We start from the raw sequence: 26,562 nt of genomic DNA, 5'->3' as shown, positions 1-26,562 counted from the left end.
ACACGGAAACAAGTAACGCTTCAAAGCGTTTATTTGTTTCCATGTTTTTATTTAACTTCATAAATTCATTTTTCTACAATCTGCTTAGCAATAAAACTTGAGTATTTTACCTGACCGTCCACATTTGGATGAACCCGATCCTCGTAAAACCATTCTTCATGCTCATTACTATATCCATACCAGTCAATTACCACTAGATTTTTATATTTCTTTTTCATTGTTTCTAGCATCGTATTCACTTCATTTTGCCATCGACGAGTTGGTACACGAACATTGATCCAAAAGACTTTACGGTTGGAACCAATTGCTGTCATAAATTCATCGAATTGTGCTTCAGTAAACGAACCGTTCGTCCCAAGTCCCACTAATACGTTATCTTTCAATAATTTTTCTTTATCCAACTTTTCAATATTAGGCGTACTAGTATACAATTGTCTGCCGACTTCACCATCAACGATCATCTTCGGAAAAATTTCTTGGAGACCTGCTGATGCGTCTAAAATAACTGAATCACCGAAAGCAGTGACTTCCATATTCTTGGCTTTCTTACTTTCTGCCTCAGTCAAATCAAAGTTCGTTTCGGGCGCTACATTTGTTTGATTGTTCGAATCAGTTGTTTTCCCTTCATTTTTGGCTTTTTCTTCTGCTTTTCTTTGTTCAGCTTGCTTTTTATTCGCTGCAATATTTTCTTGAAGTTGTTGTTGCTCTGCCGTAATTTCATTTGATGGTGCTACAGCCAAAGCAAAAAGTGCAAAACAAGTAAATACGACACTGATCAAAGCAGTCACTTTTGGAATCGTTAGCCAAGGTTTTCGGAAAAAATCTTTAATTGCAAACCATGTATATTGATAATAGAATTTGCCTAGCGGTTTTTCAATAAAACGATAAGAGAGCTCACTGATTCCAAGAATCAACGCAATCTCAATCAATGAGTGCAAAAATATATGATCACTTAAATTCTGAATTTTTGCTTCATAAAAAATCATGACTGGAAATTGATACAAATAAATACCATAGCTTCTTTTACCAAACCATGTAAAAACAGGATTCGTTAGCCATCGATTCAGATCAGCACCAGGATGCGCGGTCACAGCAACTAAGATCGTTGCAAATATACTGACAATAAACATCCCGCCATAGTACACAAATGCTAAATGATCAGCTAAAAATAAAAAGGAGCACACTAAGATTACTAATGAAGCAATTCCGACACCGTTCAGTAAATTTTTGGCTTTTATCGGAATCTCTTCCTTTAAACGAAAACTTGGCCAAACAAATGCTAGACCGCTACCCATCAATATTGAAAACAGTCTTGTATCTGTCCCATAATACACTCTAGTAGGATCTGCTCCAGGGGTGTATAAAACAGCCATCAAAATACCTGACCCCATAGCGAGCGCCATAATGATTCCAAAGATCTTACCACTATGTTTAACGTATTTTTTTAGAATAATAAATAACAATGGCCAAATCAAATAATTCTGTGCCTCGACAGCGAGAGACCAAATATGTGTAAATGGAGACTGTGTTGTGAATCGATCAAAATAAGAGAAACCCCTAAAAATTTGCCACCAGTTATTATAATATAGGACACTGCTGGCAACGACACTGCGTAAGTTATTTAGTAAATCTTTTTGAAAGAACACGATATATGCAGAGGATGTAATCAGCATTGCAACCAAGCCTGGATACAGCCGCTTCATCCTTCGAATATAAAAACCTTTAACATCGATTGTTTCCGTCTGAAGCCATTCTTGCCTCAGTAAGTCAGTAATCAAATAGCCTGAAACTGCAAAAAAAATAGGGACGCCTAAATAGCCCCCATGCATTATATTAGGGAACAAGTGATACAGAATCACACCAATGACCGATATTGTTCGAATCCCATCGAACCCGGTAATATAACGGCGATTTTCTAATCTTTTTTTATTATTCATTTATATTTTCCAACTTTACTAATATTCTTTTTTATATTTCGAGTAATTTTTAACAAAGGAAACATGATTTAAAAAATGACGATCGATAGAAAAAATAAGTCGCGTTTGACCAAAAAAAGGTGGCCTGTTGAAGTGTAAAAAAATTTCTATCTTGCTCATGTTCATTGACGGTCGTTGTTTTTTGACCGATTTAAAGTAGTAACTTAAATATACGTTCTTTCTACACAAATGGCAAGAACTCTCTCTTCAATTTTCGACTTTTTAAGTAAATTTTAGATATTCTTTGAGAATACAAAAATTGAGCTGAAAATCAGATTTTTTTCTGACTGACAACTCAATTTTTTTGATTTAATTTTAGACAGCTTTCAACGTAAATAGTTATTATACGAGTAGTGCATATAATGATGGATTATCACTTAAATCAATATATTTAGGATCAAATTCCGCCATTTTTGCTAATAAATTAGGAAGTTCCTCTTTTTCCTTTAATAAAATACCTAGAATAACAGGTCCTGTTCCACGATTAACTTTTTTGGTATATTCAAAACGTGTTATGTCATCATTTGGTCCTAGAATATCCGTTACAAATTCTCTTAAAGCTCCTGGTCTTTGCGGAAAATTAATAACAAAATAATGTTTTAATCCTTCAAAAATCAATGAGCGTTCTTCGATTTCTTCCATTCGATTAATATCATTATTACCACCGCTAATGATGCAAACAACATTTTTTCCTTTAATATCCTCTTTAACTAATTCTAAAGCTGATACACTCAATGCACCCGCCGGTTCGACAACGATAGCCTGTTTTGTATATAACTCTAGTATGGTTGAACAGACTTGACCTTCATCAACAGCTAACAATTCGTCGACATATTCAAGAGCATGTTCATACGTTAACGCACCTACTTGTTTTACAGCAGCTCCATCTACAAATTTTTCTACGCTATCTAGCATTACTGGTTTTCCCTCATCAAAAGCAGCCCGCATAGATTGAGCGCCAAGCGGTTCTACACCAAGGACCGCAGTTGTCGGACTACTATTTTTGGTATATGTCGCAACACCACTGACAAGTCCACCACCACCAATAGCGGCAAGTAGATAATCCACTTGAAATTCAGATTTCTTAGCTTCTTGTAATATTTCTACTGCTACGGTTCCCTGTCCGGCCATAATATTTAAATCATTAAAAGGATCAATAAAGGCTTGATTATTTGTTTTGGCAAAGTTTTTTGCTGCTTCGGCAGAGGCATCAAAAGTATCTCCAAACAATTTTACTGTTACTTTCTCCCCACCAAAAAATTTTACTTGAGATATTTTTTGCTGAGGAGTTGTTGTTGGCATAAAAATCGTGGCTGCTACATCCATTTCTTGACAAGTAAAAGCCACCCCTTGCGCATGATTTCCAGCGCTAGCACAGACAACACCGTTTTTTAACATCTCAACAGGTGTTTGCTTGATAGCATAGTACGCTCCTCTTAATTTGAATGAGCGAACTTTTTGCAGGTCTTCCCTTTTTAAATAAACATTACATTGATATTTTTGTGATAAATATAGATCATATTGTAGTGGTGTTTTTGTCACGACCTCTTTTAATACATCATACGCTTCTTCAACATTTTCCTTCGTAAGTTTTAACAAATACTCCCCACCTTTCTTATGTAAGTAAAAGAAGCTGAGATAAATGGTGCACTCCCATTATTAATTGCAGAAGGAATACAGCTCTTTTCTCAGCCTCTAGTTACTGAACGTATCTTTTAGTCTTCTCTTGATACAAAAGGCATCATTTTACGTAACTCTGCGCCAACTTTTTCAATTGGATGTCCAGCGTTCTCTTTACGCATTTGATTGAATTCTTTAAAGCCATTTTTATTATCATCGATGAATCCTTTAGCAAATTTGCCATTTTGGATATCAGTCAACACTTCTTTCATATTAGCTTTAGCTTCTGAGGTAACAACACGTGGTCCTGATACATAATCTCCATACTCTGCAGTATTTGAGATAGAGTTACGCATTTTTTCAAATCCTCCTTCATAAATAAGGTCAACGATCAATTTCAATTCGTGACATACTTCAAAGTAAGCTAATTCCGGTTGGTAGCCAGCTTCTGTTAAGGTTTCAAAACCTGCTTCGATCAAGCTAGTTAAACCACCACATAATACGGCTTGTTCCCCGAATAGATCTGTTTCAGTTTCTTCTTTAAAGGTAGTCTCCAGTACTCCGACACGCGTAGCACCGATTCCTTTGGCATAAGACAAAGCAACATCGCTTGCTTTTCCTGTTGCATCTTGATATACCGCAAATAATGCAGGTACTGCAAAACCTTCTGTAAACGTACGACGAACAAGGTGTCCTGGTCCTTTAGGAGCAACTAAGAAAACATCCACATCTTTTGGTGGGTTGATTACATCAAAATGAATATTGAAGCCATGACCGAATGCTAATGCATTGCCTGCTTCTAAGTTTGGTGCAATTTCATTGTCATAGAGCTCTCCTTGGATTTCATCTGGAGCTAAAATCATGACTAGATCTGCTTTTTTAGATGCTTCTTCAACGGTCAATACGTCAAAACCATCGTTACGAGCTGCTTCTGCTGATTTTCCTTCACGAATTCCGATGATTACTTGATTGCCATTATCTCGTAAGTTTTGAGCGTGGGCATGTCCTTGCGAACCATAACCGATGATTGCAATTGTTTTTCCTTCTAATTGATTGTTTTCTACTGAATTATCATAATATACTTTTGCCATTTTTGAACCCTCCAAATTTTTTTATGCTTATAAGCGTATGCTTTAAGACCCTTTTTTAGTTATTGCCTCTTGTAAATCCAGTAACACCTGTTCGTGCTAATTGTTTAATGCCATATGGCGCTACAACATCGACAAAGGCACTGATTTTTTCACTAGTGCCTGTGACTTGAATCACGACGGTACGTGTACCGACATCGATCACGTTCGCTCTAAATGGATCGATCACTGAGAACAATTCAGCTCTAACAGTAGCTGGCGCATTAAGCTTGACCAACGCTAGTTCTCTTTCCAAATGTGGTTCATCTGTAATATCAGAAACTTTGATCACGTCGATTTGTTTATTCAGTTGTTTGGTCACTTGCTCTGCTTCATTTAAATCTGCTACTTGAACGATGATCGTTATCCTTGAAACATTCTCTAACTCCGTTGCTCCAACAGATATACTGTCGATATTGACTTGTCTGCGTGTCAACACACCACTAAACCGGTTTAAGACACCCGAATTATTATTGACTGTTGCGGTAATGATCCGTCTCATTTTAATCCACCCCCAGCATTTGATAGTTTGCTTTTCCAGCTGGAACCATAGGTAATACATGTTCCGTTGGTGAAACCATCACTTCAATCAATAATGGTCCTGTTTCTTTAAAGGCTTCAGTTAAATCTGCCTCGACAGTATTCGGGTCCTCTATTCTGATTCCTCTAATATGATAGGCTTCTGCCATTTTTACAAAATCTGGTTGTGTAGCAAAAACTGATTCTGAGCAGCGACCGTTGAAAAAGCTTTCCTGCCACTGACGGACCATTCCTAATGACTGATTATTCAAAATCACGATTTTGATTGGAATATTGTATTCATTTAAAATTGCTAACTCTTGATTTGTCATTTGGAAGCCACCATCACCGACAAAGAGAACAACTTCTTTATCTGGACAACCCAATTTTGCACCGATTGCAGCTGGAACACCGTAGCCCATTGTTCCTAGACCACCGCTTGTTATAAGCTGTTTTTCATTTTTAAATGGATAAAACTGTGCAGCCCACATTTGATGCTGACCAACATCCGTTGCAACGATGGCTTCACCCTCTGTCAATTCACCAATGAATTCAATGACCTTTTGCGGCTTGATTTCGGTCTTTTGTTCTTTATCATATTTGAATGGGTGTAGTTTTTTTCGTGAAAGATTTAGTTTCTTCCAATCGCTCCAATCATTGCATTTTACTTCTGTTTTCAACATTTCTTTTAACGTTTCTTTCGCATCTGCTACGATTGGGATCTGAGTATCGATGATTTTTCCGATTTCAGCAGGATCAATATCAACATGAGCAATCACTGCGTTTGAAGCAAATTCTTTTGGTGCACTAGCCAAACGGTCGTCAAAGCGAGAGCCAATATTGATCAGCAAGTCGCAATCAGTCAATGCCATATTCGCTGCAAACGAGCCATGCATACCGCCCATGCCTAAGAACAGCTCGTTTTCTGTTGGAATTGCTCCAAGTCCTAACAGTGAACTTAGCGCTGGAACTTGATATTTATTGACAAACTCAACTAATTCTTGCCCTGCATCTGCGTGTAGTACACCTGCTCCGACTAATACCAATGGTTTTTTAGCTGTCGACAAGGCTTCCATAAGTTTTTTGATTTGTAGTTTATTTGGTTTCACAGTTGGTTGATAACTTGGTAAGTTTAGTTTTACCTCAATGTCTGCCTCAGCTTCCATAATGGTCATGTCTTTTGGTAAATCGATCACAACCGGGCCTTTTCTGCCAGTTGTCGCAATATGAAAGGCTTCTTCAATAATTCTTGGTAATTCTTTTGTTTCTCGAACTTGGTAATTATTTTTAGTGATCGGCATCGTTAATCCAATTATATCTGCCTCTTGAAAGGCATCTTTTCCAATACCATCTGTGACTACTTGACCTGTAAAGACAACTAAAGGAATTGAATCACTCATTGCATCCGCAATTCCAGTGATCGCATTTGTTGCACCTGGACCACTAGTTACGATAACAACACCTGGTTTACCAGTTGCTTTCGCATATCCTTCAGCTGCATGGACGGCTCCTTGTTCATGTCTCGTTAAAATATGCGGAATGTCTCCATCATATAACGCATCGTATAGAGGGAGGACTGCTCCACCAGGATATCCAAAAATCATTTCTACCTTTTGCTTCAATAACGAGTCAATTAAAAGCTTTGAACCATTTTTCATTTTTCTCTGTTTTTCTGCCATGAGCTTCCCTCCTCTAGTCTAGCAAATCTGCTGGAATCTGCATGATTCCACCTGTATGAGCTGAAGTGACCAACGCTGTATATCGAGCTAAGTATCCTGTTTTTACTTTTGCTTTGAATGTCGGCAGTTGATCATTTCTTTTCGCCAGCTCTTCTTCAGAAACATGTAATTCCAATGTCCGATTGATTAAATCAATCTCAATTTCATCCCCATCTTCGATTAATGCAATGGGTCCGCCTGCTGCAGCTTCTGGAGAAATATGACCAACAGCGATTCCTCGAGTAGCACCCGAAAAACGCCCATCTGTGATCAATGCTACATCTTTGCCTAAACCTCGTCCTACAATACTTGATGTCGGTGCCAACATTTCCGGCATACCTGGTCCGCCTTTTGGTCCTTCGTAACGAATCACGACAACATGACCTTTTTTTACCGTATGATCATCGATTGCTGCCACAGCTTCATCATGAGAGCCAAAACAAATTGCTTTCCCTACAAATTTTTTGATTGATGGATCAACCCCGCCGACTTTGATCACACTGCCTTTTGGCGCAATATTTCCATACAAAATCGATAGACCACCAACCGGACTGTATGGATTTTCCTTTGGATGGATAACTTCTTCATTTTTGATTACTGCATCTTGAACGTTTTCACGAATCGTTTTTCCTGTGACTGTGATACGATCTGGATGAATTGCATCGCCTAGATCGACCAACTCTTTCATAATTGCTGGAACACCACCTGCTTCATGGACATCGTGCATCGAATAGGCAGATGAAGGAGCGATTTTTGATAAATATGGAACACGTTCTGCAATCGCATTGACTTCTTCCAAGTTATAGTCGATTTCGGCTTCATTTGCGATTGCCAATGTATGCAAAACTGTATTAGTAGAACCGCCCATTGCCATGTCTAAAGCAAATGCATCATCGATTGCTTCTTTTGTGATGATATCTCTTGGTTTAATCTGTTTTTTGACTAGATCCATCAAATGAAACGCAGACCGTCTAACTAATTCTCTCCGTTCATCTGATACAGCTAAAATCGTCCCATTTCCAGGTAAAGCCATTCCTAACACTTCCATCAAACAATTCATCGAATTTGCCGTAAACATTCCTGCACAGGAACCACAGGTTGGGCAAGCATTTTGCTCCATAAAATTGAATTCTTCTTCTGTCATTTTGCCTTCTTTAAATGTTCCAACTGCTTCAAACATATTCGAGAGCGTTGTAGTATGACCTCTTGGATCAACACCTGCCTTCATCGGACCACCTGAACAAAAAATTGCAGGAACATTTGTACGTACACTTGCCATCAACATACCTGGAGTGATTTTGTCACAGTTTGGAATATAGAAAACACCATCGAACCAATGCGCATTGATCACCGTTTCAGCAGCATCTGCAATAATTTCTCTACTAGGTAAAGAATAACGCATGCCGATATGCCCCATCGCAATCCCATCATCTACACCGATCGTATTGAATTCGAAAGGAATTCCTCCCGCTTCCCGAATCGCTTCTTTTGCAACATCGGCTAACTCTCTTAAATGTACATGACCCGGAACAATATCAATATAAGAATTACAAATTGCTATAAACGGCTTTTGCATGTCCTTAGCATTTTTCACTTGTCCCGTTGCATAAAGTAAACTTCTGGCGGGTGCAGCTTCAATCCCTTTTTTTATTTGATCACTACGCATTTTTCATCCACTCCAATTCAGTTATCGTCAGTAGCTTTTAATTTGCTGCTTCTGATTCAATTTTTTATTTACTCTGCTTCCTTACAATTTTTTTGAAAAAAAAGACATCCCATTGAATAATGGGATGTCTTAGTAAGAATCCCATCTACGAAAGACAAACAGGACTCAAACATCTGCGAAATTTCTCAGTGTTCTAAGTCCTACACGGTAAAATAATGACTAATACGTGATTGTTTTTTGTCTTTTCCATAGTAACGGTCTCCTCATTTTTAAAAATCTATCGTAAAGATTAAAATAGCATGTGATAAATAAAAGCTTTTGTTAACTATAAACCTATTAAATGAGAATGTCAATAAAATTTGATAAAAAGATTCAGAAAATTCTAAAAACATAAGTTCTCTTTTTCTTACTTATGGTTTTTTTCTATCTAACGAATGGAAATTCAATGCTTTGATTTTTTTCCGTCGTTTATATTTATAGAATAATCGCTGCCACTCTTGATTTCAAATGAATGGTTAGAGCTTAATCTGGTCGAAGTAGTGTCCTTACTTTTATTTCATTGTTCATCTCATTTTAGGACATGAAAAATCCAATATACGTCTTATCATTTGCAAAAAAAAAGACACTTGAAATCCTTCAAGTGTCTACTCTATTATCCTCTTTGAAAATAGTATAAAGGTTTATGTGTCAACCGTTTCATTTGTCTTTTCTTATCTTCAATGATTGAAAGTAGCTCTTCTGAAAAGCTTTCTAAAATCACGCGCCCGCCTTTATAAGTACTACCACCCATTGAGATCACTTCATCTGGTGTTAAGATGACTTTTCTATGGGCGATTTTTTTGAAAAATTCTTCAATCAAATATGTTGGTAAGTAAAAATTATTTTGGGCAGAAAAAGATTCTAAATAAATAAAATCGTCGATGCTGATATAACAATCGTCCATTGATATAAAATTCACCGACTTGTCTACATAGATATCTCTTTTTTGTAGAATCTCATTGATCTTCTTGTTTAGAAGGTTCAGTGTTTCTATTTCTTTAACAAAATTTTCTAATTCTCGGTAACGGACTGCCTTGCGTTCATCATAAGTGACACGAAGTGCCACGCCTATTGATACAATGACTGCACCAATTAGCACACCAGTCATACCTGCAATAAAAACCACCATTTGGATTCCCTCACTCTTTTCATTCTTGTTTTTTTAGTATAACATACTCTTTCACAAGGACAAAAAAATATGAAAAAAAATATTTTATCTTACTAAACTTTTTATTTTTTTTTTAGCATTTTGTTTATTTCCTTTATTTATAGGTCTAGATTACTCATTCAATTGATGATATAATATAGCGGTAGTAATATTATTTGGAGAATTGGGGAAGTTGATATGGGGAAAAAAGTTATTAAGTTAGATTTTGATGATGTTGTTATTGCTAATGAAGATGGAAGCACAACTCGTGCTTTGTATGAGTGGTTTCATTTTAAGCCAGAAGTTGGGGATCAAGTTGATGTATTTGAAGATGGTGACGAATTGATCATCCACAAAGCAGAACAAGCTACAAATACAATAGACAATTTACAAGATAAGATCAATATTAACATTGTGAATGAAAATAACAATACACAGTCCGTTGGCGGCTATGTACAGCATGGTAGAGTTGTTAATAAATGGATTTATTTTATATTAGCCTTTTTCTTAGGTTGGATAGGCATTCATAAGTTTTATTCTGGTTTCACTGGAAAAGGCATTATGTACCTAGTATTCTCTTGGACAGCGATTCCTGCAGTTATTGCATTTTTCACTTCAATCATGACTTTACTTAAACCAGCTGATCAAAATGGAAATATTGTAGTCACTTCATAATACTCAAAAAAGCCTTAGTTTTCTAAGGTTTTTTTATTTAATTTAGTGCATTAAAGTTGACCTTTATTGACCAATACAGTATACTTTTTTTAAGCATTAAGTCTTGCTTTGTGATAAAATGATTTGAAGAGCTTTATTATAGGAGGAATATACTATGAATTTAATACCAACAGTTATTGAACAATCATCTCGTGGAGAAAGAGCATATGATATTTATTCACGATTATTAAAAGATAGAATCATTATGTTAAGTGGTCCAATTGATGATAATGTAGCAAACTCGGTCATTGCTCAGTTATTATTTTTGGATGCACAAGACTCTGAAAAAGACATCTATATATACATCAACTCACCAGGTGGAAGTGTTTCTGCTGGATTAGCCATCTTTGATACAATGAATTTTGTTAAAGCGGATGTCCAAACTATCGTTCTTGGTATGGCAGCTTCTATGGGCAGTTTCTTATTGACTGCTGGTACAAAAGGCAAACGATTCGCATTACCTAATGCAGAAATCATGATCCACCAACCATTAGGTGGCGCTCAAGGTCAAGCAACTGAAATTGAGATCGCAGCGAAACATATTCTTGATACACGTGATCGCCTAAATAAAATTTTGGCTGAGCGTACTGGTCAACCACTTGAAGTCATCGAACGCGACACCGACCGTGACAACTTTATGACAGCTACACAAGCGAAAGAATATGGTTTGATCGATGAAGTAATGGAAAATAGCAGCTCATTAAGTAAATAATGAAAAATGCCCAGAATTTTGGGCATTTTTATTTAAATTGATGATTAAAAGCGCTACACTTATAAGTATAAGAAATGAAAGGATGTTTGTAAAATGGATATTTCAGTTATTGATGCAACAAAAGTTACTACAAAAAATGGTTTAGCTATTGGAAAAGACTCGGCTTCAGTAAAGATGGTAGAATTTATGAATGTTCGTTGCCCTTATTGTAAAAAATGGTTTGAGGAATCCTTTGATTTCCTAAATGAGTATGTCAAACAAGGAAAAGTCCAACGAATTATCAAGCTACTAGACAAAGAAAAAGAAAGCCTACAACGAGGCAATGTCATGCATCATCATATCAATTATGACTTACCTGAAAAAGGGTTGGCTGATTTGAAACAAATGTATGATACCCAAGACCAATGGGGAAATCTTTCTTTAGAAGATGTCGCTGTTTTTGCACAAGATAATTTACAATTGTCTAAAAAAGAAGAACCTGCGATCATTCAAGCAGTAATTCAGGAAGCTGAAGCTGCCAATATCAAATTTGTACCAACAATTATTATTGGTGAGCATATTTTTGATGAATCGATTACTAAAGAAGAATTGATTGGTTATATAGAAGGGAAATAAAAAACGAGACCAAGCTATTTATTTAGGCTTGGTCTCGTTTTCTTTAGAGCTACGGTCAATACTCGATTCCTTAGCTGTTGCAGAATCTTGAATCTCTTTTTCAGCGTCTTCTCCAAAACTCAAAATCTTATCTACATCCTCCTTGCCAAGAAAATTTCCTAGACCTTCTCCGAGTTGCTTGATTTGCCTCATGATAAAATCTTTATCTTCTACGCCCATCATTTCCACCCAACTTTCTGCTATTCTCTCATAGCAATCCATAAAAGGTTACGCACTTTTTTCTCTTAGTTTATCTGCAAATTCATTGATTTTACGAATTCGATGATTGATTCCTGACTTTGAAATAGCACCTGATGGGATCATCTCGCCTAATTCTTTTAAACTTACTTCTGGATACTCTAATCTTAATTCAGCAATCTCCTGTAATTTCCCTGGTAAAGCCGATAAGCCAACTACACTTTCAATATACTGTATATTTTCAATTTGCTTCGAAGCTGCATCGATTGTTTTATTGAGATTCGCTGTTTCACAATTGACTAACCGATTGACTGAATTACGCATATCACGAACGATCCGAACATCTTCAAATTTTAACATTGAATTGGTCGCACCGATCAACGTTAGAAAATCAGCAATTCGTTCAGCACCTTTTAAATAAGAAATATAACCGTTGCGCCGTTCTAACGTTCGAGCATTCAAGTCATAATAGTTCAGCATCTGACAAATATCATCATTATGTTCTTCATAAATAGAAAATATTTCCAAATGATATCGGCTAGTTTCCGGGTTATTAACTGATCCAGAAGCCATAAAAGCTCCTCTTAAATAAGACCTCATTTTTTGTGCATTTCCTATAATTTCGTCCGACACATGAGTGTTAAACATCATACCATCTAAAATGTCTAAATCAGCTAATACACTTTTCGTATCTTGCTTTAATCTTACGATATAGACATTGTTCTTCTTTAGTTTCATCTTTTTTCGAACCAATAATTCCGAACGCACCTCATAATGATCTTTTAAAAGAGAATAGATTCGTCTGGCAATCGCTGCATTTTCTGTTTGAACATTCAAGACGAATTGCTGATTCACGATACTTAGTGAACCATTCATCCGAATCAACGCAGCTAATTCTGATCGAGCATGTTCCCGATGAACTTCTAAGGTCGTTAGTTCTTTTTTTACATCCGCTGCAAAAGACAATCTACCTTCCTCCTCTCTTCTTACTTTTTAATATCTTGGGCCAAATACGATACGGAATAATTCATCTACAACCTTATCCCCGTCATGAAAAACACCGCCGTCACGTAATTTCAAGAAATCTGTCGAAATCACACGGCAGCCTTCATCTCTCAAACGCTGAAAATCATGCTCCACCTGAACTAGATATTCATCATAAATCTCCGGATCCATATACCCATCAGGAACATTTTCAGTATTGACCAAAACAGTATCAACAAATTTACTTTTTAAGTGTTCATGTAAAACACAAACATGATCAGCATCAGTAAAATGTTCCGTTTCGCCCTTTTGAGTCATAATATTACAGATATAAACGACTTCTCCTTCTGCATTAATGATCGCATCTCCGATTTCATTGATCACTAAGTTAGGCAAAATACTTGTAAACATGCTACCTGGTCCTAACACGATCATATCTGCCTCTTCGATAGCCTTAACGACTTTCCTAGCAGCTTTTGGTTGCTCATTATCATTCGTGTTAGTCACAAAAACATGATCGATTGTTTTTCGATCAACTGCAATACTTGATTCTCCAACTGCGATAGTACCATCTTTGAAAACGGCATGAAGCGTCAATGGTCTTTCTGATGAAGGATAAATATGCCCGTCAACATGCATCATTTTTGAAAGTAGCTGAATCGCTTCATAGGTACTCCCCCGCATTTCTGAAACAGCCGCAATGATTAAATTGCCAATTGCATGATTAGCAAAATATTTATCTGAATGATCGAAACGATATTGAAAAATATCTTCATAAAGCTGAGGCATATCTGATAATGCGACCAAAACATTACGCAAATCACCAGGAGGCGTCATGTTCATCGATTCTCGGATTTCACCGCTGCTTCCTCCATCATCCGCTACAGTTACAACTGCTGTAATATCCGCACTTTGATTTCGTAGACTTTTTAAAATAACCGGTAAGCCTGTCCCTCCGCCAACAACAACAATCTTGGGTTTTCTAATCCGATAAGTTTTCATTTTCATGAGCGATTTACCGTCTCTTTCCGTTTTCCTTTATCACGATGGGTAATATTCACATGATATTCTTGCCCTAACTCCTTACCGACACGTTCAGTCAGTGCGACTGATCGATGTTGTCCACCAGTACATCCGATAGCGATCGTAACACTCGATTTTCCTTCTTTTTCATAGCCTGGCATCACATTTTTTAATAAATCGATAAAACGAGTATAGAAGCTCTCTGTTTCAGGAAAACTCATCACATAATCATAGACAGATGGATCTTGTCCAGTCAGTGGTTTTAATTCTGGAATATAATGAGGATTCGGTAAAAAACGGACATCCATCACAATATCTGCATCGATCGGTAAACCGTATTTGAATCCAAAAGAAACCAACTCTACACGGAATTCGTGCGTATCTCTAGATTTAAATTCACTATTGATTCTTTCACGTAGTTGTCTAGGAGATAAGCTGGTCGTATCTATTACAACTTGAGCATCGCCTTTGATTTCTTCAAGAATTGCCCGCTCTTTCCTGATTCCTTCGGTGATTAAACCATCCATCGCTAATGGGTGCGCACGACGAGTTTCTTTGTACCTAGAAACAAGCTCTTCATCCGTCGCATCTAGAAACATGATCGTAGTATCTATTAAATTCGTATTTTCTAATTCAACCAACATATCTTGAATCTCTCTAAAGAAATTACGGGAACGTAAATCAATCACAAGCGCAATTTTCGTTACTTTTCCAGACTCTTTAATCAACTCCCAAAACTTTGGGATCAAACTTGGTGGCATATTGTCGATACAAAAATACCCCATATCTTCAAAACTTTGAATAGCGACAGTTTTTCCTGCACCACTCATTCCAGTGATTATTACTAATTGTAGATTATCGACCATTTTTAGCACTCCTTAGGAAACATTTTATTAATTATAACATCCCGGGCGTATCAAAGAAAGCTTTTCATAACATTCTTATCTGTGATTCAGACTTTCTTACGAATTAATTGGTAGGCTATATTTTATTCAATTTCAACTTTTTTTCAAAAAATTCTTCTCTTAATTCATTTTCTTTTGTATCAATAATATTCATAACAAATATTTTTTAAATATATTTATAAACTACAAAAAAAGCGTAGAAGAAAACTAATCACTAGTTATCCTTCATACGCCAAATTGAAATGTGAAATAAAAAAATGATGCACTATCTTTAAAATTGTGAAACTTTAGAACCCTGCTTATATCTCAGTGTTCATCTATTTTTTGATATATATGATTACTTGTTAAAAGCAATTTAGTAAGAACAAACTTAAATTTGGAAAAATCAAAATTACGCGTCTTCAATGACATTAAAGTAGTCTAGGTTTAAAATGGGATCATCACAATTTATGACTGGACGATCTGTTGGGTGACATTTTATCACTCTTACTTGTACATCATCATCTTCTTTAGAGATGGCTTCTCCTACAAAAAACCAAGAAAAATCTGATCCATGACAAACATAATGTGCGCCAATTTTTACTTCTCTTTTTTCCAAGAAAAAATCATCCTTCCATACACTTTTTGTATTTATAGGATATCATGATTTTCAATAAATAATCATTCAACTTACGTATAGATTTTTCCTTTTTTTGACTATTTTTAGATTAAGATTATTAAAAAACATATTTTTTCTTTTGTTTTATTATTTTTCACTCATTTTTATTTATTTAATTGTTTTCTTTACCCTTTATACTTATTGAAATTTATTCTTTTGATAAAAAAAAACAACCTTAAATAATTCAGGCTGTTTTCTTTTGAACGGATTATTTATAGAAGGAAAGATATATACCAATTTGGTTGAACAATATATCTATCTGAGTGTGATTCTACTTCAAGGAACGAAAAAAATCAATAGCAACAGATAATTTTACTCTAATCTTCAAACTTTCTTAAAAAAGTGTTATTCCTTTCAGATAGAGTATACCATTTTATAAAACTCGTTTGAGGTATTTTCCAGTATAACTCGTTTTGACTTTAGCAATTTCTTCTGGTGTTCCTGTAGCAACGATTGTTCCACCACCGTCTCCACCTTCAGGACCTAAATCGATCACATGATCTGCCGATTTGATTACATCTAAGTTATGTTCAATAACAAGAACAGTATTTCCCGCTTCTACAAGTCTTTCTAGTACGACTAATAAACGAGCGATGTCATCTGTATGCAATCCTGTAGTTGGTTCATCTAAAATATAGAAATTTTTACCATTGGAATTTTTGTGAAGTTCACTTGCAAGCTTCATCCTCTGCGCCTCGCCACCCGACAATGTAGTTGCTGGTTGCCCTAATGTGACATAGCCTAATCCAACATCAACGATTGTTTTCAATTTCCGATGAATTTTAGGGATATGTTGAAAGAATTCTACTGCATCTTCAACTGTCAGCTCTAGAATATCAGAGATATTTTTCCCTTTATAATGAACTTCTAATGTTTCCGAATTGTAACGTTTTCCATGACAAACTTCACAGGGAACGTACACGTCAGGTAAAAAGTGCATTTCAATTTTAATAATTCCATCCCCGCGACACGCTTCGCAACGTCCACCTTTCACATTAAAACTAAAGCGCCCTTTTTTATAACCGCGAACTTTTGCTTCGTTCGTTTTTGCAAACAAATCACGAATATCATCAAACACACTTGTATATGTGGCTGGGTTACTTCGCGGTGTTCGTCCAATTGGGCTCTGATCAATATCAATGATTTTTTCGATATGCTTATAGCCTGTGATACTTTTATGTTTTCCAGGTTTATTGGAGTTCCGATTAATTTTTTGTGCTAGAGCCTTTTTTAGGATTTGATTTACTAAGGTACTTTTCCCAGATCCTGAAACCCCAGTGACTGCGATAAATTCCCCCAAAGGAAATTCTACTGTCACATTTTTTAAGTTATTTTCAGAAGCACCGGTAACTTTTATTTTCTTGCCATTCCCTTTACGACGTTCTTTTGGGACAGGAATAACTTTATTACCCGAAAGATATTGACCAGTTAGGGAATTGGGATTTTTAGCTACTTCATCTGGCGTACCAGAAGCTACGATTTTTCCCCCTAAATGTCCAGCACCTGGTCCGACATCAATCAAATAATCCGATGCACGCATTGTATCTTCATCATGTTCAACAACAATCAGCGTATTTCCCAAATCACGCATTTTTTTGAGTGATTCGATCAATCGATCATTGTCTCTTTGATGTAATCCAATCGAAGGTTCATCTAGAATATACAATACACCTGATAAATTGGAACCAATTTGTGTTGCTAAACGAATACGTTGCGCCTCACCACCAGACAATGTTCCAGCTGCCCTACTTAGAGTTAAATAATCCAACCCAACATTTTCCAAAAAGTTCAACCGATCTTTCACTTCTTTTAAGATTGGTTTAGCAATTATTTGCTCTTGATCAGATAGAGTAAGTGTTTCAAAAAACGCCACAGCATTTTTGATTGCCAACCCTGTAACTTGACCGATATTCGTGTTGTCGATTTTAACAGATAACGCTTGAGGATTCAAACGGTAACCAGAGCAGGTTTGACACGTTAGTTCAGTCATATATAGCCGCATTTGTTCGCGAGTAAAATCACTATTGGTTTCGTGATAACGACGTTTGATATTTGTTAAGACCCCTTCAAAGGGGACTTCTACATCTCGTACTCCACCAAAATCATTTTCATAATGGAAATGAAACGGTTCCCCCTTTGACCCATTTAAAATAATATCTTGGTGTTCTTCGGGTAATTCACTAAATGGTGTATCCATATCTATATTAAAACTATCCGCTGCTTGTTCCAACATTTGCGGATAGTATTGAGAACTGATAGGGTTCCAAGGTGCAATTGCCCCTTCACGCAATGTTTTTGTTGGATCTGGAATGACTAAATCTCGATCGACTTCTAATTTTATCCCTAATCCATCACAGTCAGGGCAAGCGCCAAATGGAGCATTGAATGAAAATAATCTAGGTTCTAATTCACCTACTGTAAAGCCACAATAGGGACACGCATAGTGTTCGCTGAAAAGCATCTCTTCGCCATCAATCACATCTACCAAAGCATAACCATCCGCCAGACGCAGTGCTGCTTCAAAAGAATCAAATAAACGAGACCTGATTCCTTCTTTTACAACGATTCGGTCTATGACGATCGCAATGTCATGTTTTTTATTTTTTTCAAGTTCAGGAGCTTCTGTTACATCGTAGGTTTCTCCATCAACACGCATCCGAACATACCCTTCACGCTGAATCATTTCAAAAATCTTCTTATGTTGACCTTTTTTCTTAACGATCACAGGAGCCAATACCTGGAGTTTAGTTTTCTCAGGCAGTTCTAAGACTTTATCGACCATTTGTTCAACAGATTGACTGGTGATTTCCGTTCCATCATTAGGGCAAATGGGATGACCCACTCGGGCAAATAAGAGCCTTAAGTAATCATTGATTTCCGTTACAGTTCCTACTGTCGAACGGGGATTTTTACTGGTAGTTTTTTGATCAATCGAAATAGCGGGACTCAATCCATCAATACTATCTACATCAGGCTTATCCATTTGACCTAAAAATTGTCTGGCATATGCTGACAGACTCTCTACATATCGACGTTGACCTTCTGCATACAAGGTATCAAATGCCAATGAACTTTTCCCTGAACCAGATAAGCCAGTCACTACGACCATTTTATCACGAGGAATCGTAACATCTATGTCCTTTAAATTATGTGCGCGTGCGCCATGAATGACGATTTTATCATTTGCCATTACTACTCTCCTTTGCTGTGAAACACAGCGAGTATTATTTTGAGCGAATCTTGAACAGTACGCTGAAAAAAAAATCTGTTAATCCGCTCTCGTTCCTAATCCATGTTTTTTACCAATCAAATGAAGCAGTCACTATACTTTAATCTCCTGCTTTTAGTTCTAAGATAGTATCTCTTAAAGTCGCTGCTGTTTCAAAGTCTAAAGCTTTCGCAGCATCTCTCATTTCTTTCTCTAGCTTCATTAATAGATCGGCTTTTTCTTGACGAGTCAACTCGTGATAGGACTTGTCAATCTTGAATGTTTCACCTTTTTCATTTGTCTTAGAAATAGAGATCAACTCACGAATTTCTTTAATGATTGTTTTTGGTACAATACCATGTTCTTCATTGTATTTTTCTTGGATCGAACGGCGACGTGCTGTCTCATCCATTGCTTTTTGCATCGAATCAGTGATTTTGTCAGCATACATAATGACACGTCCATCTGAGTTACGAGCTGCTCGTCCGATTGTTTGGATCAATGAGCGCTCACTCCTTAAGAATCCTTCTTTATCTGCATCTAAAATCGCAATTAAAGAGACCTCAGGCACATCTAGTCCTTCACGAAGTAAATTGATCCCAATCAATACATCAAATTCTCCTAAACGTAAATCACGAATAATCTCCGTTCGTTCAAGCGTCTTGATATCACTGTGAAGATATTTTACTTTGATTCCTAACTCTTTTAGGTAATCGGTCAAATCTTCAGACATTTTCTTGGTTAGCGTTGTGATAAACACTCGTTGATCTTTTGCTACTCGCTCATGGATTTCACCAACTAAATCATCAATTTGTCCCATGATCGGACGTACTTCAATTAACGGATCTAAGAGCCCAGTCGGTCGAATGATCTGTGGAATCACCGTATCTGTCTGTTCATATTCGTACGGTCCAGGAGTGGCAGAAACATATACCACTTGATGGACATGTTTTTCAAATTCTTCTAATCGTAAAGGCCGATTATCCAAAGCACTAGGCAAACGGAAACCATAGTCCACCAACATTTGTTTTCTAGCACGGTCCCCATTGTACATCCCACGGATTTGCGGCATTGATACATGGGATTCATCAATCACAAGTAGAAAATCATCCGGGAAGAAGTCAATCAATGTGTACGGTGGCTCTCCCTCTGAGCGGCCATCCATATGACGAGAATAATTTTCGATACCAGATGTATAGCCCATTTCTCTCATCATCTCAATGTCATAATTTGTCCGTTGTTCCAAACGTTGTGCTTCCAATAATTTATTTTCGCTATGCAGTACCTTTAAACGAGCATCTAATTCTTCTTGGATTTGAGAAATCGCATGCTCCATATGATCTTCATTGGTTACAAAGTGAGTTGCTGGGAAAATCGCTACATGCTCCGTCTCGCCAATCACTTCACCTGTCAATGCATCAACTTCTCTAATACGCTCGATCTCATCTCCAAAAAATTCAACTCTCAAGGCATGATCATCTCTTGAAGCAGGAAAAATTTCCACCACGTCCCCTCGAACGCGAAAGCGACCTCGTTGAAAATCAATATCGTTTCGCTCAAATTGAATATTAACGAGATCTGTTAATAACTGGCTTCGGTCCATTTCCATTCCAACTCGAATAGACACCACTTGCTCACTATATTCTTTAGGATCACCTAACCCAAAAATACATGAGACAGACGCCACCACGATTACATCATTTCTTTCTAACAATGAACTAGTTGCAGAATGACGCAATTTATCGATTTCATCATTGATGCTTGCATCTTTTTCTATATATGTATCACTTGAAGGAACATAGGCCTCTGGTTGGTAGTAGTCATAATAACTAACAAAATACTCGACCGCATTATTAGGGAAGAATTCTTTAAATTCTCCATAAAGCTGTCCAGCTAAGGTCTTATTATGGGCAATAACCAATGTTGGCTTGTTCACTTCCGTTATAACATTGGAGATCGTAAATGTTTTCCCGGTTCCTGTAGCACCTAACAAAATTTGTGCTTTTTCTCCGCCTTCGATACCTTCGACCAACTTCTTAATTGCTTCTGGTTGATCTCCATCCGGCTTATATTTTGATACTAAGTCAAATGTATTGGAGGTCTCTCTTTCTATCATTTAACATCCTCCTTTTATTTAATTATTGTTCTTTTTCTATAAAAATCTCACTTTAATATAAGCTAGTGATCCAGATAAGTGATAGTCTCGGCAGCTTATCAATTCAAAGCTTCGTTTTAAACAATAAGGATTTCACAAGGTACAATTAAAAAGAAACTCTTAAAATTATTTTAACATACCGAACATATTTTCGCTAGTTATAGAGCAGTTTGCATATACGCATTTTTTGCTAATTTACATTTTATTTAATATTTTGTTTGCCTTTAAAGGATTATCTAGAACTAGAGCTTATTAGCCATTTATATTTATTTTCTACCGCAAAATGTCACATTTAATCACATCGGATGTGAGAAAATGAGTTTTTTTTGATTTTATCATAGTGAATGACTTGTGCTTTTGCCTTTTTTTACTATATAATTATCAAATATGCAAATATAGGAGGTATTTTATGAAAAGGAAACACTTTTTACTTTCATTCATTGTAATGATGGCAAGTCTACTGACATTCTCACTTGGGCAAAATGCTCAGGCTGAAGAAAAAACATATACTATAGGAACAGATTTGACTTTTGCTCCCTTTGAATTTCAAGATTCCAAAGGAGAATATGTGGGGATCGATGTTGATTTACTTCAAGCCATTGCGGATGATCAAGATTTTAAGGTGGATTTAAAACCGTTGGGCTTTGACAGTGCAATCCAAGCCGTACAATCGAAGCAAGTTGATGGTATGATTGCCGGAATGAGTATTACAGATGAACGCAAAAAATCTTTTGATTTTTCTGAACCTTATTTTGATAGTGGCTTACAAATGGCGGTCAAAAAAGGGAACAATACTATCAAAGATTATAACGACTTAAAAGGAAAGACTGTGGCTGCTAAAGTAGGTACAGAGAGTGCAACTTTCCTAGAAAAGAATCAAGAAAAATATGACTACACGATCAAAAACTTTGACGATGCTACCGGGCTTTATCAAGCACTTGAAAATGGTGAAGCTGATGCCATTTTTGATGACTACCCTGTTTTAGGCTATGCTATCACTAATGGGCAAAAACTTCAGCTAGTTGGTGAAAAAGAAAAAGGGAGTTCTTACGGTTTTGCTGTTAAGAAAGGACAAAATAAAGAATTAATTGAACAATTCAATGCTGGTCTCAAAGAGTTAAAAAATTCAGGTAAATACGATGAAATTGTAAGCAAGTATATTTCTACTGGAGCTGAATCTGATACAACAATGAAAAAGATCCAGCCAAAAAAAGAGTCATACGTGATTGCTAGTGATTCTACCTTCGCTCCATTCGAGTTTCAAAATGCAGATGGAAAATATGAAGGAATCGATGTTGATTTAGTAAATCGGATCGCTGAATTGCAAGATTTCAATATTGAATTTAAATTTATTGGCTTTAGCTCAGCTGTTCAAGCTGTTGAATCTGGGCAAGCAGATGCAATGATTGCAGGAATGACCATCACAGATGAACGTGAAAAATCATTTGACTTCTCAACGCCTTATTTCAATAGCGGTATTCAAATCGCTGTAAAAAAAGGCAATGACTCGATCCATTCTTATGAAGATTTAAAAGATAAAAAAGTTGGCGCAAAAATTGGAACAGAAAGTGCTGATTTCTTAGAAGCAAATAAAGATAAATATGATTATTCGATCAAATACCTTGATACAACTGACGCTTTATATAGTGCTCTTGAGATTGGTGAAATCGATGCTATGATGGATGATTATCCAGTAATCGGTTATGGTGTGGCACAAAAGCAACCACTGGCAACACCGATTCCTCGTGAAGAAGGCGGAAAGTACGGCTTCGCTGTTAAAAAAGATAAAAATCCAGAATTAATCGAAATGTTCAACGAAGGGTTGGCTGAGTTAAAACGAACTGGTGAATACGATGAAATTATCGGAAAATATGTAAAAGATGGTTCTTCAGAAAGTAAAGTCGATGAATCAACCTTTATGGGTATGATCCAAAACAATTGGAAACGTCTGTTGAGTGGTTTATGGATGACGATTCAATTGACCTTGATTTCATTTATTCTTGCATTGATCGTTGGTGTGATTTTGGGATTATTCAGTGCTTCACCCTCAAAAGCGTTACGTATCCTTTCAACGATTTATGTGGATATTATCCGAGGAATTCCTTTGATGGTCTTGGCGTTCTTCATTTACTTTGGCTTACCAGGAATCTTAGGCTTCAATATTCCAGTATTCTTAGCTGGGATCATTACGTTGACCTTAAATGCTAGTGCTTATATCTCTGAAATTGTACGAGGCGGGATCAATGCTGTACCTGTTGGTCAAATGGAAGCTTCACGTAGCTTAGGTCTTTCCTATAATCGGACAATGCAAAAAATCATTTTACCACAAGCAATCAAAATCATGATCCCATCGTTCGTCAATCAATTCGTTATCTCATTAAAAGATACAACGATACTTTCGGCAATCGGTTTGATTGAATTATTGCAAACTGGTAAAATCATCGTTGCAAGAAACTTACAAAGTACGATGGTTTACTTCGTCATCGCAATGATGTACTTGATTTTAATTACTGCCTTAACGAAATTAGCTAAAGTTTTGGAAAAGAAGGTGAAATAATATGGCGGAAAAAATTCTAGTAGAACATTTAGTAAAAAAATACGGTGATAATACCGTTTTAAATGATATTAATGTATCCATTCAAGAAGGCGATGTGGTTTGTGTAATTGGTCCTTCTGGTTCTGGTAAAAGTACTTTTCTTCGTTGTTTAAATCAATTGGAAGAAGCAACAAGCGGTGACATTATCATTGATGGTGCGAATCTAACAGACAAAAATACAAATATTAATAAAATTCGTCAACATATCGGAATGGTTTTCCAGCATTTTAATCTGTTCCCTCATTTATCTATCATGGAAAATATTACCTTAGCTCCAACAGATTTAGGACGCCTTTCTAAAAAAGAAGCCGAAGAAAAAGCCCTCAAGCTTTTAGATACGGTTGGCCTAGCTGATAAAAAAGATAGTTATCCTGAATCATTATCTGGCGGTCAAAAACAACGTGTCGCAATTGCTCGAGCTTTAGCAATGAATCCAGACATCATGCTGTTTGACGAACCCACTTCAGCACTTGATCCAGAAATGGTTGGTGATGTGCTAAATGTGATGAAAAAACTTGCTAAACAAGGAATGACAATGGTCATTGTGACACACGAAATGGGCTTCGCTAAAGAAGTGGCCAATCGCGTGATGTTTATCGATGGTGGGAATTTCTTAGAAGATGGAACGCCTCAACAAATCTTTGAAAATCCGCAAAATGAACGGACCAAAGATTTCTTGGATAAAGTTCTTAATATTTGATCACTTATGCTAAAATGGATCACTCAGACTATTGAGTGATCCATTTTGTTGCTAGAGAGGTTGCTTTGTTCTTGATATTTTAGATTTTTTGAAGTAAATTTGAACAGACTATCGAAAGGAGTATTGTTGAATGAAACGAATGACTACTTTTTTTACCGATGATTTATTATTTACGATTTCTTTTGTGATTGCGATTATTAGTCTTTATTGCGGTGCATTTTCATTGAAAACAATCGATTTTAAAGTGATTTTTTGTTTATTTGGTTTGATGCTTTTTGTAAAGAATGTTGAGAATCTTGGCATTTTAACTTTTTTTGCAGAAAAAATGATTGATTTCTCGGCGACAACTCGTAGCCTGATCAGAAATATCGTCCTATTATCGTTCTTTAGTTCAATGCTTCTAACAAACGATGTCGCGATACTGACATTGATGCCTATTTATTTAACGATCATCAAAAAATTTCCAACAATGACAGATAAAATTGCCGGTGCTGTATTGCTAATTGTTGCTGCTAATTTAGGGAGTAGTTTTTTTCCTTTTGGAAATCCGCAAAATCTTTTCTTGTTCTCTTACTACTCGCTTTCAACGGCTGAATTTTTTGTATGGGCATCTGTGCTGCTCGTTTCTTCGCTTTTATTTCTATTGCTCTCATTTCTATTTATAAAAAAAACAACGATTTCTAATCAAAATAGTTTCCTTCCAATCATCAATAAGAAAAAAACATTTTTTTTAAGTTTGATCGGTCTATTTATTCTTTTAGGTGTATTTAATATTTTTCCTTATTTCATTATCATTCCTATTGCTACACTCATCCTTATTTTCTATGATAAAAAGACGTTTAGCAGTGTTGACTATAAATTATTGGGGACGTTTGTTTTTTTCTTCATTGCTGTGGGAAACTTTTCTCAAGTAGAAATGATTTCAACTTTTATAAAAGAGCAATTTACAACGAATACGCGTACTTTTTTTGGAAGTATCCTCGTTAGTCAAATGATCAGTAATGTTCCAGCAGCTATTCTAATAGCGCCATTCACCGTTCAATCTCAAGCACTCTTTTGGGGCGTGAATGTAGGTGGCTTAGGTACGATCATTGCTTCATTAGCTAATTTAATTGGGTTCAAATTATATAAAAAGTACTATCCTTCTCAATCAAAGCAGTTTATTTTACAGTTTACTTTAATCAACTTCGTTTTCTTGTTGTTCTTTATGCTATTTTTTATTTTTTTATTGTAAAAAAAAGTCTAAGGAAAATGAATCAATCATTTTCCTTCGACTTTATAATAGTTGTTTAATTGGCAATTGCTTCAAGCCTAGCCTTCACGTCTTGTTCTGAAAGTTCATTTCTCATCACATAACGATTCGCAGGATGATGGCGACATTCGTCTGAACAACTACCAAGATATTTTGCTTCGTTTTCTTCTGAAGCTAATATTTGTTTATTACAGAATGGGTTGGCACAATTAATGTAACGCTCACAAGGGCTACCATCAAACCAATCTTTTCCAATGATTTTTTTATCAACATGATTGATTTCAACACTAATACGTTCATCAAATACGTACATTTTACCATCCCAAAGCTCACCTCTTGTCTCGGGATCTTTTCCGTAGACCGCAATCCCACCATGAAGTTGTGCAACATCTTCAAAGCCTTCTTTTAATAACCAACCCGAAAATTTCTCACAACGAATGCCACCCGTGCAATAAGTCACAACTTTTTTATCCATAAATTGTTCTTTGTTTTCTCTGATCCATTGTGGTAATTCTCTAAAATTACGAATATCTGGGCGAACTGCACCTCTAAAGTGACCTAAGTCATATTCATAATCATTTCTAGCATCGATCACAACTGTATCTTCATCAAGTAATGCTTCTTTAAATTCAGCTGGTTCTAAATATTTCCCAGTTATTTCTAAAGGATTGACATCTTCCTCTAAGTTCAAAGAAACTAATTCTTTTCTAGGACGGACAAACATTTTATGAAAGGCATTTTCTGGCACTTCATCAATTTTGAAGTACGTATCTTTAAAACGCTCATCTGCTAACATCGCTTCCATATATGCATCTGTATCAGCAATCGTTCCTGAAAGTGTGCCATTGATTCCTTCTGTTGCGACTAGAATTCTGCCTTTTAGATTTAGCGATTTACAAAAATCTAAATGCTCCTTTGCAAATTCTTCAGGGTTTTCAATCGTCGTATATTTATAATAAAGTAATACGCGGTAATCCATTTTATCTTTCTC

At 36.3% G+C, this 26,562-nt stretch carries 21 protein-coding genes; 6 read left to right on the top strand and 15 right to left on the bottom strand.

The window, feature by feature from the left end; all coding sequences use genetic code 11:
• Positions 1 to 65: 65 nt before the first annotated feature.
• From BCR24_RS05805 to BCR24_RS05775, 7 genes are all read right to left on the bottom strand, one after another.
• Entirely contained in the window at positions 66 to 1,937 is a 1,872-nt protein-coding gene (locus BCR24_RS05805; RefSeq protein ID WP_069639629.1) for an acyltransferase family protein, read from the bottom strand.
• A gap of 381 nt (positions 1,938 to 2,318) precedes the next feature.
• The gene (ilvA, locus tag BCR24_RS05800) at positions 2,319 to 3,575 is read right to left on the bottom strand and encodes a threonine ammonia-lyase IlvA (protein WP_069639628.1); all 1,257 of its coding nucleotides are present in this window, start codon (positions 3,573 to 3,575) and stop codon (positions 2,319 to 2,321) included.
• A gap of 116 nt (positions 3,576 to 3,691) precedes the next feature.
• Positions 3,692 to 4,687: a ketol-acid reductoisomerase gene (ilvC, locus tag BCR24_RS05795; RefSeq protein WP_069639627.1), complete on the bottom strand. Its 996-nt coding sequence runs from the start codon at positions 4,685 to 4,687 to the stop codon at positions 3,692 to 3,694.
• 55 nt (positions 4,688 to 4,742) lie between these two features.
• Entirely contained in the window at positions 4,743 to 5,225 is a 483-nt protein-coding gene (ilvN, locus tag BCR24_RS05790; RefSeq protein WP_069639626.1) for an acetolactate synthase small subunit, read from the bottom strand.
• A gap of 1 nt (position 5,226) precedes the next feature.
• On the bottom strand, positions 5,227 to 6,921 hold the full coding sequence (ilvB, locus tag BCR24_RS05785) for a biosynthetic-type acetolactate synthase large subunit (protein WP_069639625.1): 1,695 nt from the start codon (positions 6,919 to 6,921) through the stop codon (positions 5,227 to 5,229).
• Between the two features lie 13 nt (positions 6,922 to 6,934).
• Positions 6,935 to 8,626 (bottom strand): dihydroxy-acid dehydratase, encoded by a 1,692-nt coding sequence (gene ilvD, locus BCR24_RS05780; RefSeq protein ID WP_069639624.1) that lies wholly within the window; start codon positions 8,624 to 8,626, stop codon positions 6,935 to 6,937.
• Between the two features lie 652 nt (positions 8,627 to 9,278).
• Positions 9,279 to 9,794 carry a hypothetical protein gene (locus BCR24_RS05775; RefSeq protein ID WP_069639623.1) on the bottom strand — a complete coding sequence of 172 codons (516 nt, stop codon included), beginning with the start codon at positions 9,792 to 9,794 and terminating at the stop codon, positions 9,279 to 9,281.
• A 216-nt stretch (positions 9,795 to 10,010) separates the two neighbouring features.
• Here BCR24_RS05775 and BCR24_RS05770 point away from each other — a divergent pair, with 216 nt between their 5' ends.
• From BCR24_RS05770 to BCR24_RS05760, 3 genes are all read left to right on the top strand, one after another.
• On the top strand, positions 10,011 to 10,487 hold the full coding sequence (locus BCR24_RS05770) for a TM2 domain-containing protein (RefSeq protein WP_069639622.1): 477 nt from the start codon (positions 10,011 to 10,013) through the stop codon (positions 10,485 to 10,487).
• 154 nt (positions 10,488 to 10,641) lie between these two features.
• Complete coding sequence (gene clpP / locus BCR24_RS05765) at positions 10,642 to 11,238, top strand: ATP-dependent Clp endopeptidase proteolytic subunit ClpP (RefSeq protein WP_069639621.1); 597 nt, start codon at positions 10,642 to 10,644, stop codon at positions 11,236 to 11,238.
• A 93-nt stretch (positions 11,239 to 11,331) separates the two neighbouring features.
• Entirely contained in the window at positions 11,332 to 11,853 is a 522-nt protein-coding gene (locus tag BCR24_RS05760; RefSeq protein WP_069639620.1) for a DsbA family protein, read from the top strand.
• 18 nt (positions 11,854 to 11,871) lie between these two features.
• On the opposite strand, the gene BCR24_RS05755 is transcribed toward BCR24_RS05760, so the two are convergent.
• The 7 genes from BCR24_RS05755 to uvrB all read right to left on the bottom strand — a co-directional run bounded on the left by BCR24_RS05755 (position 11,872) and on the right by uvrB (position 20,984).
• Entirely contained in the window at positions 11,872 to 12,072 is a 201-nt protein-coding gene (locus tag BCR24_RS05755) for a hypothetical protein (protein WP_069639619.1), read from the bottom strand.
• Positions 12,073 to 12,120: 48 nt separating this feature from the next.
• On the bottom strand, positions 12,121 to 13,056 hold the full coding sequence (gene whiA / locus BCR24_RS05750; protein ID WP_069639618.1) for a DNA-binding protein WhiA: 936 nt from the start codon (positions 13,054 to 13,056) through the stop codon (positions 12,121 to 12,123).
• A 27-nt stretch (positions 13,057 to 13,083) separates the two neighbouring features.
• Positions 13,084 to 14,082: a gluconeogenesis factor YvcK family protein gene (locus BCR24_RS05745; protein WP_069639617.1), complete on the bottom strand. Its 999-nt coding sequence runs from the start codon at positions 14,080 to 14,082 to the stop codon at positions 13,084 to 13,086.
• Complete coding sequence (gene rapZ / locus BCR24_RS05740) at positions 14,079 to 14,963, bottom strand: RNase adapter RapZ (protein WP_069639616.1); 885 nt, start codon at positions 14,961 to 14,963, stop codon at positions 14,079 to 14,081. Before rapZ ends, BCR24_RS05745 begins: the two co-directional genes overlap by 4 nt.
• 430 nt (positions 14,964 to 15,393) lie before the next feature.
• Entirely contained in the window at positions 15,394 to 15,600 is a 207-nt protein-coding gene (locus BCR24_RS05735; protein ID WP_069639615.1) for a hypothetical protein, read from the bottom strand.
• Between the two features lie 433 nt (positions 15,601 to 16,033).
• Positions 16,034 to 18,850 (bottom strand): excinuclease ABC subunit UvrA, encoded by a 2,817-nt coding sequence (gene uvrA, locus BCR24_RS05730; RefSeq protein WP_069639614.1) that lies wholly within the window; start codon positions 18,848 to 18,850, stop codon positions 16,034 to 16,036.
• A 139-nt stretch (positions 18,851 to 18,989) separates the two neighbouring features.
• A complete protein-coding gene (gene uvrB / locus BCR24_RS05725; protein ID WP_069639613.1) occupies positions 18,990 to 20,984 on the bottom strand; it encodes an excinuclease ABC subunit UvrB in 1,995 nt (664 codons plus the stop codon).
• A gap of 448 nt (positions 20,985 to 21,432) precedes the next feature.
• Between uvrB and BCR24_RS05720 the strand changes: the two genes are divergently transcribed.
• The 3 genes from BCR24_RS05720 (at position 21,433) to BCR24_RS05710 (ending at position 25,553) form a co-directional block, all read left to right on the top strand.
• A complete protein-coding gene (locus BCR24_RS05720; RefSeq protein WP_069639612.1) occupies positions 21,433 to 23,580 on the top strand; it encodes an amino acid ABC transporter substrate-binding protein/permease in 2,148 nt (715 codons plus the stop codon).
• 1 nt (position 23,581) lies between these two features.
• On the top strand, positions 23,582 to 24,319 hold the full coding sequence (locus BCR24_RS05715) for an amino acid ABC transporter ATP-binding protein (protein WP_069639611.1): 738 nt from the start codon (positions 23,582 to 23,584) through the stop codon (positions 24,317 to 24,319).
• Positions 24,320 to 24,449: 130 nt separating this feature from the next.
• The gene (locus BCR24_RS05710; protein WP_069639610.1) at positions 24,450 to 25,553 is read left to right on the top strand and encodes an SLC13 family permease; all 1,104 of its coding nucleotides are present in this window, start codon (positions 24,450 to 24,452) and stop codon (positions 25,551 to 25,553) included.
• Between the two features lie 55 nt (positions 25,554 to 25,608).
• Here BCR24_RS05710 and trhO read toward each other — a convergent pair whose 3' ends face one another.
• The gene (trhO, locus tag BCR24_RS05705; RefSeq protein ID WP_069639609.1) at positions 25,609 to 26,550 is read right to left on the bottom strand and encodes an oxygen-dependent tRNA uridine(34) hydroxylase TrhO; all 942 of its coding nucleotides are present in this window, start codon (positions 26,548 to 26,550) and stop codon (positions 25,609 to 25,611) included.
• Between the last annotated feature and the right edge of the window lie 12 nt (positions 26,551 to 26,562).

It is taken from the genome of Enterococcus ureilyticus (assembly GCF_001730315.1).
GTDB lineage: Bacteria > Bacillota > Bacilli > Lactobacillales > Enterococcaceae > Enterococcus_L > Enterococcus_L ureilyticus.
The sequence above is the reverse complement of the archived record's forward strand: the minus strand, read 5'-3'. Positions and strand labels throughout refer to the sequence as shown.

What these genes read in the sequence shown, in the direction of transcription:
- BCR24_RS05805 (WP_069639629.1), bottom strand. Translation starts at nt 1,937, where the DNA reads ATGAATAATAAAAAAAGATTAGAAAATCGCCGTTATATTACCGGGTTC.
- ilvC (WP_069639627.1), bottom strand. Translation starts at nt 4,687, where the DNA reads ATGGCAAAAGTATATTATGATAATTCAGTAGAAAACAATCAATTAGAA.
- ilvN (WP_069639626.1), bottom strand. Translation starts at nt 5,225, where the DNA reads ATGAGACGGATCATTACCGCAACAGTCAATAATAATTCGGGTGTCTTA.
- ilvB (WP_069639625.1), bottom strand. Translation starts at nt 6,921, where the DNA reads ATGGCAGAAAAACAGAGAAAAATGAAAAATGGTTCAAAGCTTTTAATT.
- ilvD (WP_069639624.1), bottom strand. Translation starts at nt 8,626, where the DNA reads ATGCGTAGTGATCAAATAAAAAAAGGGATTGAAGCTGCACCCGCCAGA.
- BCR24_RS05775 (WP_069639623.1), bottom strand. Translation starts at nt 9,794, where the DNA reads ATGGTGGTTTTTATTGCAGGTATGACTGGTGTGCTAATTGGTGCAGTC.
- BCR24_RS05770 (WP_069639622.1), top strand. Translation starts at nt 10,011, where the DNA reads ATGGGGAAAAAAGTTATTAAGTTAGATTTTGATGATGTTGTTATTGCT.
- clpP (WP_069639621.1), top strand. Translation starts at nt 10,642, where the DNA reads ATGAATTTAATACCAACAGTTATTGAACAATCATCTCGTGGAGAAAGA.
- BCR24_RS05760 (WP_069639620.1), top strand. Translation starts at nt 11,332, where the DNA reads ATGGATATTTCAGTTATTGATGCAACAAAAGTTACTACAAAAAATGGT.
- BCR24_RS05755 (WP_069639619.1), bottom strand. Translation starts at nt 12,072, where the DNA reads ATGGGCGTAGAAGATAAAGATTTTATCATGAGGCAAATCAAGCAACTC.
- BCR24_RS05745 (WP_069639617.1), bottom strand. Translation starts at nt 14,082, where the DNA reads ATGAAAATGAAAACTTATCGGATTAGAAAACCCAAGATTGTTGTTGTT.
- rapZ (WP_069639616.1), bottom strand. Translation starts at nt 14,963, where the DNA reads ATGGTCGATAATCTACAATTAGTAATAATCACTGGAATGAGTGGTGCA.
- uvrA (WP_069639614.1), bottom strand. Translation starts at nt 18,850, where the DNA reads ATGGCAAATGATAAAATCGTCATTCATGGCGCACGCGCACATAATTTA.
- uvrB (WP_069639613.1), bottom strand. Translation starts at nt 20,984, where the DNA reads ATGATAGAAAGAGAGACCTCCAATACATTTGACTTAGTATCAAAATAT.
- BCR24_RS05720 (WP_069639612.1), top strand. Translation starts at nt 21,433, where the DNA reads ATGAAAAGGAAACACTTTTTACTTTCATTCATTGTAATGATGGCAAGT.
- BCR24_RS05715 (WP_069639611.1), top strand. Translation starts at nt 23,582, where the DNA reads ATGGCGGAAAAAATTCTAGTAGAACATTTAGTAAAAAAATACGGTGAT.
- BCR24_RS05710 (WP_069639610.1), top strand. Translation starts at nt 24,450, where the DNA reads ATGAAACGAATGACTACTTTTTTTACCGATGATTTATTATTTACGATT.
- trhO (WP_069639609.1), bottom strand. Translation starts at nt 26,550, where the DNA reads ATGGATTACCGCGTATTACTTTATTATAAATATACGACGATTGAAAAC.